A 12,356-nucleotide genomic window follows, 5' to 3' on the forward strand; every position below is an offset into this window, starting at 1 on the left:
TTGGGCAGGAGAGGGCGGCGCCGCTTCGGCGCCGTCCGCTCCGCATGTCGGGATTGGCGTCGTGCACAGTTCTTGATCCGGTCACGAATCTGCGCGCGCGATGGCGCTCATAGATTTGTTGCCCGATCAGCGCCAAAGATTTTGCAATATTTCGATCACGTTGCAGTGCGGCATAATGAAAGTCGTGCCATGCCGCCGCGGTGCTTTCCAAGGGCGTTTGACTTGGGTTAGAGAGGGCGAAAGTTTTCTCTGACCCGGAATTCCCATGGCCGCACCCAAGAAAGCCGCCGCAAGCGCTCCACAGGACAAGACCGACGGCGGTTCGCCCCCGGAATTCACGAAGGAGCAGGAACTCAAGGCGCTCCGCGACATGCTCCTGATCCGGCGGTTCGAGGAAAAAGCCGGCCAGCTCTACGGCATGGGTGCCATCGGCGGCTTCTGCCACCTCTATATCGGCCAGGAGGCCGTGGTGGTCGGCATGCAGATGGCCCTGAAGGAGGGCGATCAGGTCATCACCGGCTATCGCGACCACGGCCACATGCTCGCGACCGGCATGGATGCCAATGGCGTGATGGCCGAGCTGACGGGCCGCCGCGGCGGCTATTCCAAGGGCAAGGGCGGCTCCATGCACATGTTCAGCAAGGAGAAGCACTTCTACGGCGGTCACGGCATCGTCGGCGCCCAGGTCTCGCTCGGCACTGGCCTCGCCTTTGCCAACAATTATCGCGGCAACGACAATGTCAGCGTCACCTATTTCGGCGACGGCGCGGCCAACCAGGGCCAGGTCTATGAGAGCTTCAATATGGCAGAGCTCTGGAAGCTGCCGGTGATCTACGTCATCGAGAACAACCGCTACGCCATGGGCACCTCGGTCTCGCGCGCCTCGGCGCAGCAGGATTTCTCCAAGCGCGGCGCGTCATTCAACATCCCGGGCAAGCAGGTCGACGGCATGGACGTCCGCGCCGTGAAGGCCGCGGGCGATGAGGCGGCGGCCTGGTGCCGCGCCGGCAAGGGTCCCTTCATTCTGGAGATGCAGACCTACCGCTACCGCGGCCACTCGATGTCCGATCCTGCAAAATATCGCACGCGCGAGGAGGTCGAGAAGGTTCGCCACGACCAGGACCCGATCGAGCAGGTGCGTAATCGCCTGCTCGCCGCCAAGGTCAGCGAGGCCGATCTCAAGGCGATCGACGCCGAGGTGCGCGACATCGTCAACGCCTCCGCCGATTTCGCCCAGCACGATCCCGAGCCGGATGCCGCCGAGCTCTGGACCGACGTGTACCGCTGAACGCGCGCAAGCTTTCTTTGGAGAAGACATGCCAATTCAAGTGCTGATGCCCGCGTTGTCGCCCACGATGGAGAAGGGCAACCTCGCCAAATGGCTGAAGAAAGAGGGCGAGACGATCAAGTCCGGCGATGTCATCGCCGAGATCGAGACCGACAAGGCGACCATGGAGGTCGAGGCGACCGACGAGGGCACGCTCGGCAAGATACTGATCCCCGAGGGCACCGCCGACGTCGCGGTGAACACGCCGATCGCGACCATCCTCGCCGACGGCGAGAGTGCGGCTGATCTCGCCAAGGCACCCGCAGCGGCGGCGAAGGCTGCGGAGTCCGCGCCGCCGGCCGCAGCCAAGGCCGAGGCGCCCGCGCCGAAAGCCGCGCCTGCTCCGCAGGCCGTCGCCGAGCCCGATCCGGAAGTCCCCGCCGGCACCGAAATGGTGACGCAGACCATCCGCGAAGCGCTGCGCGATGCCATGGCCGAAGAGATGCGCCGCGACGCGGACGTGTTCGTGATGGGCGAAGAGGTGGCCGAATATCAGGGCGCCTACAAGGTCACGCAAGGCCTGCTCCAGGAGTTCGGGCCTAAGCGCGTGATCGACACGCCGATCACCGAGCACGGCTTCGCCGGCGTCGGCGTCGGCGCCGCCATGACCGGCCTCAAGCCGATCGTCGAGTTCATGACCTTCAACTTCGCCATGCAGGCGATCGACCAGATCATCAACTCGGCGGCCAAGACGCTCTACATGTCCGGCGGTCAGATGGGCTGCTCGATCGTGTTCCGCGGCCCCAACGGCGCGGCCGCGCGCGTCGCCGCCCAGCATAGCCAGGACTATTCGGCCTGGTATTCGCACATTCCCGGCCTGAAGGTCGTCGCGCCATATTCGGCGGCCGATGCCAAGGGTCTTCTGAAGGCCGCGATCCGCGATCCCAATCCGGTGATCTTCCTCGAGAACGAGGTGCTGTACGGCCACACCGGCGAAGTGCCCAAGCTCGATGATTTCATCATCCCGATCGGCAAGGCGCGCATCGTTCGCGCCGGCAGCCATGTCACCATCATTTCCTGGTCGAACGGCATGACCTATGCCCTCAAGGCCGCCGACGAGCTTGCCAAGGAGGGCATCGAAGCCGAGGTGATCGATCTTCGGACGCTGCGCCCGATGGATACCGAGACCATCATCAATTCGGTCAAGAAGACGGGCCGGGCCGTCACCGTGGAAGAGGGCTGGGCCCAGAGCGGCGTCGGCGCCGAGATCGCCGCGCGCATCATGGAGAACGCCTTCGACTATCTCGATGCGCCGGTGACGCGCGTGTCCGGCAAGGACGTGCCGATGCCCTATGCCGCGAACCTGGAGAAGCTCGCGCTGCCCTCGGCGGCGGAAGTCGTCGAGGCCGCCAAAGCCGTCTGCTACAGGTAGACCATGGCAGGTCCCAAGGAGCAGCCACTGCCGCCCGACGTCATGACCCGCGACGACGCGGTCGAGATCCTGCGCGTGTTCGTGCTGGACGGCGGGCTGTCGATGGCGTTCCAGCGCGCCTTCGAGGAGCCGGACATGTGGGGCCTCCTGCTGGTCGATCTCGCACGCCACGCCGCGCGCGCCTATGCGCGCGAGAGCGAATATACCGAGGAGGACGCGCTGAACCGGATCCTCGAGATGTTCCAGGCCGAGATCGAGCGTCCCACCGACACCGGCACCACCACGCCACGCGGCAAGGGGCACTGATTATGGCGATCGAAGCCCATCATTACGATTTCATGCTGGAGGCGATCCGCGAGGCGGAAACCTCGATCGCGCAAGGAGGCTTGCCGATCGGCGCGGTGCTGACGCGCGACAACCAGATCATCGCCCGCGGCCACAACAACCGCGTGCAGGAGAACAATCCGATCCTGCATGGCGAGATGAGCTGCCTGCGCGAGGCTGGCGCGATCTCGTTCCACGACACCGTCATGTACACCACGCTGTCGCCATGCTCGATGTGCGCCGGCGCGCTCGCGCTGTTCAAGGTCAAGCTGGTGGTGATCGGAGAGTCCATCACCTTCGAAGGCTCCAAGGACATCCTCGACAAGTTCGGCATTCCCTGGATCGACCTTGCCGACGAGCGCTCCATCACCATGATGAAGAACTGGCGTTCCATCCCTGCCAATGAACGCCTCTGGCAGGGCGACATCGGCAACTAAAACCTGGTCTGTTCGTCTTCGCTGTCGAAGACGAATTTTTGCAAAGTTTGTCTTGAGGTCAGCATGCCCATCAACATCCTGATGCCCGCTCTCTCGCCGACGATGGAGAAGGGCAACCTCGCCAGGTGGCTGAAGAAGGAAGGCGACAAGGTCAAGTCCGGCGACGTCATCGCCGAGATCGAGACCGACAAGGCGACCATGGAGGTCGAGGCGATCGACGAGGGCACGATCGCCAAGATCCTGGTGCCCGAGGGCACCCAGGACGTTCCGGTCAACGATGTGATCGCGGTGCTCGCTGGGGAGGGCGAGGACGTGAAGGCCGCAGGTAGCGCCAAGCCCAGCGCGTCGGCCGCGCCGCCGAAAGCTGCTGAAGCACCTGCCGCACCGGCGCCAGCGCCTGCAGCGCCCAAGGCCGCGCCTCAGCCGGCAGTTGCGCCCGCGCCGCAGCCCGCAGCTCCGGCCGCGCAGGCCAATGGCCACGGCGGTCGCGTGTTCTCGTCGCCGCTGGCGCGGCGCCTCGCCAAGGAAGCCGGCATCGATGTCGGCATGGTCACCGGCACCGGCCCGCACGGCCGCGTGGTCGCGCGCGACGTCGAGCAGGCCAAGTCCGGCAAGGGTCTCAAGGCACCTGCTGCGGCACCGGCCGGCGGTGCGCCCTCGATCGCGCCGACGATGTCGGACAAGCAGATCCTGTCGCTGTTCGAGCCCGGCTCCTACGACATCGTCCCGCATGACGGCATGCGCCGAACCATCGCCCAGCGCCTGACCGCGTCGATCCAGAACGTTCCGCACTTCTACCTGACCATCGACTGCGACATCGGCAAGCTGCTCACTGCCCGCGAGGAGATCAATGCGGCCGCTCCCAAGGACAAGGAGAAGAAGCCGCTCTACAAGATCTCGGTCAACGACTTCGTCATCAAGGCGATGGCGGTGGCGCTGCAGAAGATTCCGAACTGCAACGTCAGCTGGACCGAAAGCGGCATGGTCAAGCACCACCATTCCGACGTCGGCGTCGCCGTCGCGATGCCCGGCGGCCTGATCACGCCGATCATCCGCAAAGCGGAGACCAAGACGCTGTCGACCATCTCCAACGAGATGAAGGACTTTGCCGCGCGGGCTCGTTCCCGCAAATTGAAGCCCGAGGAATATCAGGGCGGCACCACCGCTGTCTCCAACCTCGGCATGTACGGCATCAGCCACTTCACCGCGGTGATCAACCCGCCGCATGCGACCATTCTGGCCGTAGGCACCAGCGAGGAGCGCCCCGTCGTGCGCGGCGGCAAGATCGAGATCGCGCAGATGATGAGCGTGACCCTGTCCTGCGATCACCGCGCCATCGACGGCGCCCTCGGTGCCGAGCTGATCGGCGCGTTCAAGCAGCTGATCGAAAACCCCGTGATGATGATGGTGTGAGGCGGCGGCAAAGGGGGCAACCTTGCAGGTCCGGACCCGCTGGCCATGGATATCGCTGCTGCTCGGAGCCATCGTCGCGCTCAACCCGGTCGGGCTCGATTTTCTTCACTCTGCGTTCTTTGCCGGCGAGCAGCTGGCACGGAACATCGCCCAGCCGATCGTGCTCACTGCGCTCGCCATCATAGTTCTCGTGGTGGTGCTCGAATGGCTGGTGAGATCTTTTCTGGTCAAGCGCCGCGCCCGCGGCGCTTCTTGAGTTGAACGGGAGCCGCTATGGCCGACACATCCTTCGACGTCATCATCATCGGCTCCGGCCCCGGCGGCTATGTCACCGCGATCCGCGCCGCGCAGCTCGGCTTCAAGACGGCGATCGTCGAGAAATCCTATCTCGGCGGCATCTGCCTGAACTGGGGCTGCATCCCGACGAAAGCGCTGCTGCGCTCTGCCGAAATCTATCACTACATGCAGCACGCCAAGGACTATGGCCTGTCGGCGGAGAAGGTGTCGTTCGATCCGAAGGCCGTGGTGCAGCGCTCGCGCGGCGTCTCCAAGCGCCTCAACGACGGCGTCGGCTTCCTGATGAAGAAGAACAAGGTCAGCGTGATCTGGGGCGCCGCCTCGATCGATGCGCCCGGCAAGGTCACGGTGAAGAAGTCCGACGTCGAGGCGCCGAAGGGATCGCTGGGCGAGGGGACGTATCAGGCCAAGCACATCATCGTCGCAACCGGTGCGCGGCCGCGCGTGCTGCCTGGCCTCGAGCCCGACAAGAAGCTGGTCTGGACCTATTTCGAGGCGATGGTGCCGGAGCGGATGCCGAAGTCGCTGCTGGTGGTCGGCTCCGGCGCGATCGGCATCGAGTTCGCCTCGTTCTTCCACACCATGGGAAGCGACGTCACCGTGGTCGAGGTGCTGCCGCAAATCCTCCCCGTCGAGGACGCCGAGATCGCAGGTCTCGCCCGCAAGCGGCTGGAGAAGCAGGGCATCAAGATCATGTCCTCGACCAAGGTCACAAAACTGGAGAAGAAGGCCGACAGCGTCCTCGCCACCATCGACGACGGCAAGGGCAAGCCCGTGACATCAGAGTTCGAGCGCGTGATCTCGGCGGTGGGTGTCGTCGGCAATATCGAGAATCTCGGCCTGGAAAAGCTGGGCGTGAAGACCGACCGCGGCATCATCGTGGTCGACGGCTACGGCAAGACCAACGTCCCCGGCATCTACGCCATCGGCGACGTCGCAGGCCCCCCGATGCTGGCGCACAAGGCCGAGCATGAGGGCGTGATCTGCGTCGAGGCGATCAAGGGCCTCAATCCGCATCCCATGGACAAGAACATGATCCCGGGTTGCACCTATTGCCATCCGCAGGTTGCATCCGTCGGCTTGACCGAAGCCAAGGCCAAGGAGAATGGCCGCGAGATCCGCGTCGGCCGCTTCCCCTTCGTCGGCAACGGCAAGGCGATCGCACTCGGCGAGGACCAGGGCCTGGTCAAGGTCATCTTCGACAAGAAGACCGGTCAACTGCTCGGGGCCCACATGGTCGGCGCGGAGGTCACCGAGCTGATCCAGGGCTACGTCGTCGCCATGAACCTGGAGACGACGGAAGAAGAGCTGATGCACACGGTGTTCCCGCATCCGACGCTGTCGGAGATGATGAAGGAAGCCGTGCTGGATGCCTATGGACGGGTGCTGAATATTTGACGGCTCGTCATGCGCGGGCTTGACCCGCGCATCCATCCAGCGAAGCGTTTTTCGTGAGATGGATTGCCGGTCAAGCCCGGCAATGACGGAGGCAAGAAACTGGCAACAAGGAAGAAGAAAGAATCGAGCCATGCACGACAACGACAATCTCACCATCGAGCGCCCGACCTTCGTCACCCATCTCGAATGCGCGATGGAGGGCGATCATTACGCCGCCGACCAGGTCCACAACCTCTCCAAGGCCGGCAAGCCGCTGCTGGTGCGCTACGACCTCGCGGGTGTGAAGAAGGCGCTGACGAAAGACGCGCTGGCGCAACGCCCCGGCGACATGTGGCGCTATCGCGAGCTGCTGCCGGTGCGCAAATGCAAGGACATTGTCTCGCTCGGCGAAGTCACGACGCCCCTGATCCGGCTGCCGAAGCTCGGCGCAAAGCTCGGCGGCGGCGAGATCATCGTCAAGGACGAGGGACGGCTGCCGACCGGCTCGTTCAAGGCGCGCGGGCTCGTGATGGCGGTGTCGATGGGCAAGGCGCTCGGCATCAAGCATATGGCGATGCCGACCAACGGCAATGCCGGCGCGGCGCTGGCGGCCTACGCCACGAGCTGCGGCATCAAGACCACGGTCTTCTGCCCGGCCGACACGCCCGAAGTCAACGTCAGCGAGATCGAGCTGCAGGGCGCGACCGTCTACCGCGTCAACGGCTATATCGACGATTGCGGCAAGATCGTCGGCGAGGGCAAGGCCAAGGTCGGCTGGTTCGACACCTCGACCTTGAAGGAGCCGTACCGCATCGAGGGCAAGAAGACGATGGGCCTCGAACTCGCCGAGCAGCTCGGCTGGGACGTGCCCGACGTGATCTTCTATCCGACCGGCGGCGGCACCGGCCTGATCGGCATGTGGAAGGCGTTCGACGAGCTCGAGAAGATCGGCTTCATCGGCTCAAAGCGGCCACGCATGGTCGCGGTGCAGGCCTCCGGCTGCGCGCCGATGGTGCGCGCCTATGAGGCCGGGACCGAACATGCGACGCGCTGGGAGGACGCCCACACCATCGCCTCGGGCATTCGCGTGCCGCAGGCGATCGGCGATTTCCTGATCCTGCGCGCGGTGCGCGAGAGCAAGGGCTTTGCCATCGCGGTCGACGACGACAAGATCTCGGCGGCGCTGAGCGAGGTCGCGCGCGAGGAGGGGCTCCTGCTCTGCCCCGAGGGCGCCGCGACCTACGCCGCCTACAAGGAAAGTCTCGCCGACGGTCGCGTCAGCAAGACCGATCGCGTCATGCTGTTCAACTGCGCGACCGGCCTGAAATATCCGCTGCCGCCGGTCACGCGCACGCTCGATCGCCACAAGCCGATCGATTATTCGCAGTTCTAACTTACTTCTCCCTCTCCCCGTTCTTACGGGGAGAGGGTCGGGGTGAGGGGCTGCTTCCGCAAACACAGTGACAGTTGAGTTCGCGGAGACTCCTCCTCACCCGAATTGCTTCGCAATTCGACCTCTCCCCGCAAGCGGGACGAGGTGAAGAAAAAAGACATCGCTGGGGAGAAGAGAATGAAGAAAGCCGTCTGGGCTGCGCTGATTGCTGTTCTCGCTGTTGCAGGCGCCGCGCGCGCCCAAGACTATCCCTCCCATCCCATTACCATCATCGTGCCGTTCGCGGCCGGGGGCCCTTCGGACGCAATGGCGCGGGTGCTCGCCGAGCGTATGCGGGTGTCGCTCGGCCAGCCGGTCGTGGTCGAGAACGTCACCGGAGCAGGCGGCTCCATCGGTGTCGGCCGTGCCGTGCAATCGCCGCCGGACGGTTACACCATCTCGTTCGGCCATCTCGGCACCCATGTCGCCAATGGCGCCGTCTACAAGCTCAAATTCGACCTCGTCGCCGATCTCGAGCCGGTAGTGCTGCTGCCGAGCAACCCGATGATCGTGGTCAGCAAGAATGCAGTGCCCGCGACCTCGCTGAAGGAGCTGATCGATTGGCTGAAGTCGCGGCCGTCGCCGCCGACCGCCGGCACGGCCGGTGCGGGCTCCGGCAGCCACATCGCCGGCGTCTATTTTGAGAGCGTCTCCGGCATCAAGCTGCAATACGTGCCGTATCGCGGCACTGCGCCGGCATTGAACGATCTCATCGCCGGCCAGATCGACATCATCGTCGACCAGACCTCCAATTCCATCAGCCAGGTCCGCGCCGGCACTATCCGCGCCTACGCCGTCACCGACGACAAACGCCTCGCCTCCGCGCCCGAGATCCCAACCGCGGACGAGGCGGGCCTGAAAGGGTTCAACATGACGCTGTGGTCGGGCATGTGGGTACCGAAAGGCACGCCGAAGGAGATCGTCGCAAAGCTCAACGCTGCGGCCGTGGAGGCGCTGAACGATCCTGCGGTGAGGAAGCAGCTCGAAAGCCAGGGGCTCGAGATGACGCCCAAGGATCAGCTCACGCCCGAAGCGCTCGGCACGCGGCAAAAGGCCGAGATCGCCAAATGGTGGCCGATCATCAAGGCGGCCAACATCAAGGTGGATTGAGCGCCGGGCGGCACAGGCTCGCGGTGTGGCGAGATTGCGCGATGCTTCTGGGCAGGCCGCCAGGGCGGCCATCTCGGTCACCGCCGCGTTTGCTCGCGGCGGGGGCGCTCACGACGTGGCTTGGTGACCTGGTGCCAGCGCACGGTCCAGGCATTGCATCAGGTCCGAGGCGGCGAACGGCTTACCGAGAAAACAGATTGCGCCCGCATCGAGCGCCCGCGCACGCACGCCCTCATCCGGGAAAGCTGTGATGAATATGAATGGCGTAGCCGAACCCTGCGACCGCATCTTCGTCAACAGATCGATTCCACTCATCAGCGGCATCTGCACGTCGGCGATCACGCACGAGGTGTCGCTCGAATCGGTCGAGCTCAGGAACTCTTCCGCCGAGGCGAATGTGTGGACGTTGTATCCGCGCGATTCCAAGAGATTGTTGATCGCGGCCCGAACGTAAGGGTCGTCGTCAAGCACCGAGATGACCGAAGCCACTGACAAGACGTCCGCTCCTCGCCGGGAATTGCGCTTGCCGTCGCCGCGGCTAGAACATAAGGGGATAAGGTGGACCTGCCGGTCACGATTGGAAACTCATACTTAGGTTTGTGCATCGGGCTTGTTCGGCCCGATCCCGAGCGCCTCGCTCATTCTCACCAGATCGGCCAGTGACTTCGCGCCCATTTTGCGCATGATCTGCCCGCGGTAGATCTTGACGGTGATTTCGGCCAATCCGAGCTGGGCCGCCACCTGCTTGTTCATCAGGCCGGACGTCACCAGTGACAATACGTCTCGCTCCCGCGAGGACAGTGACTCGAAGCGTGATCTGACCGTCGAGACCGTCCTGTTGAGATCGCGGCGCTTGCGGTCTCGCTCGATCGCGGCCTGGACTGCGTCGAGAATGTCTTGATCGCGGACCGGCTTGGTCAAGAAGTCGATCGCCCCGCTCTTCATGGCCCGAACCGTCATGGGGATATCGCCATGACCGGTAATGAAGATGATAGGCGTGTGGATATTTGCCTTGGCAAGGTCGGCCTGCAGCTCGAGGCCGCTCGTTCCGGGCAGGCGGATGTCGAGCACCAGGCAGCTCGGGACGTCTGGCGGCTTGGCCTGGAGGAGCTGCGGCGCCGAGCCGAATGCTTCGACCTTGAGACCGACCGACTCGAACAGATTGGTGAGCGCACGGCGCATGGACGCGTCGTCATCGACGATGAGGACAAGGGGCTGGTCGCCGTCCTTCTGCGGCGGCGAAGAGTCCGCGCGCTCGGTCACGATGCTTCCTCTCGGTAGAGGGGCAAGGCGATCTGAAAAGTCGCGCCGCGCTCCTGATTTGGTATGGCGGAAAGTCGCCCGCCATGGGCCTCGATGATCGATCGACAGATCGACAGGCCCATGCCCATGCCGGACGACTTCGTGGTGAAGAACGGCGTGAACAGGCGGTCTATCGCCTGTTCGCTGATGCCGGTTCCGCAGTCGGAAACGCTCACCTGCATCGCGCCATCGCCGCTCGCCTGTGAGCGGATCGCCAGCTCGCGCGGGCGATCGTGGACGTCCGCCATGGCCTCGATCCCGTTCATGATCAGGTTGATCAGGACCTGCTGCAATTGGATGCGATCGCCAAAGATCCTCGGCAGTGCCGACGACAGCTCCATGCGGACGGACACGGCCTGGCTGGCCATCTCGCGCTGAACCAGCGCGACGGCCTCCCGCACGACCGCATTGGCGTCGAGCGGAACCATCTCGATGTCAGAACGCTTGGCGAGCGCCCGAACGTGACGGATCACGTCGCCGGCACGCCTGCCGTCCTCGATGATCCACTCGACGGAGCGGCGGGCCGCTTTGAGATCCGGCGGACTGCGCTGCAACCAGGCGAGGCACGCGTCGGCGTTTGCGATCACTGCAGCGAGCGGCTGATTGATTTCGTGGGCAATCGAAGCGGTCAGCTCGCCCAGTGTCGTGACACGTGTCACATGGGCGAGCTCGGCCTGGGCCTTGCGCAGCGCGTCTTCGGCTTGGTTGGCCCGGATGGCCGCGGTTACGTCCGTGCAAACGCCACGGTAGCCCAGGAAAGCGCCGTCCGCGTCGAAGTACGGCTTGCCGCTGGTCCGCACGTAGATCGGCTGCCCATTGCGGTCCTTGCTGCGATACACCAGGTCGCGGAACGGGACGTGGGCATCGAGCGCCGCTCGATGTTGCCGCCATTTCTCGGGCTCGAGAGCGGCGTCGGGAGCAATGTCCCAGCGTGTGAGCCCGATTAGGCCCGCGGGAACAGTGTTGGTATCCGAGTGTTCCGATACCTGGGTGACCCGGTGGTCCGGCCCGGTTTCCCAGAACCAGTCAGAGGCAGTTTCGGCATAATCGCGAAAGCGCTGCTCGCTGTCGCGGAGCCTGCGTTCTGCCTCTTTGGCCGCCGTGATGTCGCTGACCGATCCGACGAACTCAACGTAGCCGCTCGCATCTCGCGTCGCCCGTGCCACCGCCCTTACGTATTTGATGGAACCGTCGGGCATCACCAGCCGGTATTCGTGATCGTAGTCCTTGCCCTCGCGCGCCGCGCGGCCCGTCGTCTGCTGCACGGCGAGCCGGTCCTCCGGATGGATCCGCTGCAGCATGAAGGGGATCGAGGGCTTCGTCCCCTCTTCGCATTCGAAGATGCGATAGGTCTCCCTGGACCAGGTGATCTCGCGGGTTGCGGCCTTCCAGCCGAAACTACCTGTGTGGCTCAATTCCTGCGCCTGGGCGAGGTAAGCCTCGCTCTGTCGCAGCGCGTTCTCTGCCTCCTTGCGTTCGGTGATGTTCTCGCAGGCGACCAGCACGATCGGCCCACCATTGGCTCGCAGCATGGCCTTGGCGTTCTCGCGCACCCATAACATCGAGCCGTCCTTGCGAACCTTCCGGATCTCCCAGGTGTGTGACTGATCAAGGGTCTTGAGGCACAACGCGACACAGGCGCGGACAGTGGCGCGATCTTCCGCGAGGAAGACATCCAGCACGGATCGGCCGATCAACTCCGCCGGCGTGTAGCCCAGCTGCTCGGCGCCGAATGTGTTCACGTTGATCACGGTACCGGCCGAATCGACCATGAAGTACATGACCGGCGTGTGCTCGAAGACCTGCTGCCATTGCTTGACCGCCTCGGGCAAGTCGGCGGCATTGGCATCGGTGCGCTGCTTGGCGGGAACAGTTTGCCTCAGGCAGCCGACGAGGAATTGCGCGGCTGACTTTCCGAACGTCGCTGCCCGGCCAGGCTTCATCGCTGACGCTCCCGGCACTCTC

The 12,356-nt window shown here is 64.3% G+C and carries 12 protein-coding genes; 9 read left to right on the top strand and 3 right to left on the bottom strand.

Annotated elements, in window-relative coordinates; translation table 11 throughout:
- Positions 1–265 precede the first annotated feature (265 nt).
- The 9 genes from pdhA to AC24YW_RS20965 all read left to right on the top strand — a co-directional run bounded on the left by pdhA (position 266) and on the right by AC24YW_RS20965 (position 9,089).
- Positions 266–1,288 carry a pyruvate dehydrogenase (acetyl-transferring) E1 component subunit alpha gene (gene pdhA / locus AC24YW_RS20925; protein WP_487484483.1) on the top strand — a complete coding sequence of 341 codons (1,023 nt, stop codon included), beginning with the start codon at positions 266–268 and terminating at the stop codon, positions 1,286–1,288.
- 28 nt (positions 1,289–1,316) lie between these two features.
- On the top strand, positions 1,317–2,699 hold the full coding sequence (locus AC24YW_RS20930) for a pyruvate dehydrogenase complex E1 component subunit beta (RefSeq protein ID WP_487484484.1): 1,383 nt from the start codon (positions 1,317–1,319) through the stop codon (positions 2,697–2,699).
- A gap of 3 nt (positions 2,700–2,702) precedes the next feature.
- A complete protein-coding gene (locus AC24YW_RS20935) occupies positions 2,703–3,005 on the top strand; it encodes a DUF5076 domain-containing protein (protein WP_018320291.1) in 303 nt (100 codons plus the stop codon).
- Between the two features lie 2 nt (positions 3,006–3,007).
- A complete protein-coding gene (locus AC24YW_RS20940; RefSeq protein WP_487484485.1) occupies positions 3,008–3,460 on the top strand; it encodes a nucleoside deaminase in 453 nt (150 codons plus the stop codon).
- 63 nt (positions 3,461–3,523) lie between these two features.
- A complete protein-coding gene (locus AC24YW_RS20945; protein WP_487484486.1) occupies positions 3,524–4,873 on the top strand; it encodes a pyruvate dehydrogenase complex dihydrolipoamide acetyltransferase in 1,350 nt (449 codons plus the stop codon).
- A gap of 22 nt (positions 4,874–4,895) precedes the next feature.
- Complete coding sequence (locus AC24YW_RS20950; RefSeq protein ID WP_487484487.1) at positions 4,896–5,129, top strand: hypothetical protein; 234 nt, start codon at positions 4,896–4,898, stop codon at positions 5,127–5,129.
- A gap of 17 nt (positions 5,130–5,146) precedes the next feature.
- Complete coding sequence (gene lpdA, locus AC24YW_RS20955; RefSeq protein ID WP_487484488.1) at positions 5,147–6,568, top strand: dihydrolipoyl dehydrogenase; 1,422 nt, start codon at positions 5,147–5,149, stop codon at positions 6,566–6,568.
- A 130-nt stretch (positions 6,569–6,698) separates the two neighbouring features.
- Positions 6,699–7,940: a threonine synthase gene (locus AC24YW_RS20960; protein ID WP_487484489.1), complete on the top strand. Its 1,242-nt coding sequence runs from the start codon at positions 6,699–6,701 to the stop codon at positions 7,938–7,940.
- Between the two features lie 177 nt (positions 7,941–8,117).
- Positions 8,118–9,089, top strand: coding sequence for a tripartite tricarboxylate transporter substrate binding protein BugD (locus AC24YW_RS20965; protein ID WP_487484490.1), 972 nt, complete (start codon positions 8,118–8,120; stop codon positions 9,087–9,089).
- Between the two features lie 108 nt (positions 9,090–9,197).
- Here AC24YW_RS20965 and AC24YW_RS20970 read toward each other — a convergent pair whose 3' ends face one another.
- From AC24YW_RS20970 to AC24YW_RS20980, 3 genes are all read right to left on the bottom strand, one after another.
- On the bottom strand, positions 9,198–9,584 hold the full coding sequence (locus AC24YW_RS20970) for a response regulator transcription factor (protein WP_487484491.1): 387 nt from the start codon (positions 9,582–9,584) through the stop codon (positions 9,198–9,200).
- A gap of 96 nt (positions 9,585–9,680) precedes the next feature.
- Positions 9,681–10,352, bottom strand: a complete 672-nt coding sequence (locus AC24YW_RS20975) for a response regulator transcription factor (RefSeq protein ID WP_271537795.1) — start codon at positions 10,350–10,352, stop codon at positions 9,681–9,683.
- The gene (locus AC24YW_RS20980; RefSeq protein ID WP_487484492.1) at positions 10,349–12,334 is read right to left on the bottom strand and encodes a PAS domain S-box protein; all 1,986 of its coding nucleotides are present in this window, start codon (positions 12,332–12,334) and stop codon (positions 10,349–10,351) included. The genes AC24YW_RS20975 and AC24YW_RS20980 overlap by 4 nt, the downstream gene beginning before the upstream one ends.
- Positions 12,335–12,356 lie beyond the last annotated feature (22 nt).

It is taken from the genome of Bradyrhizobium sp. USDA3516 (genome assembly GCF_057651995.1).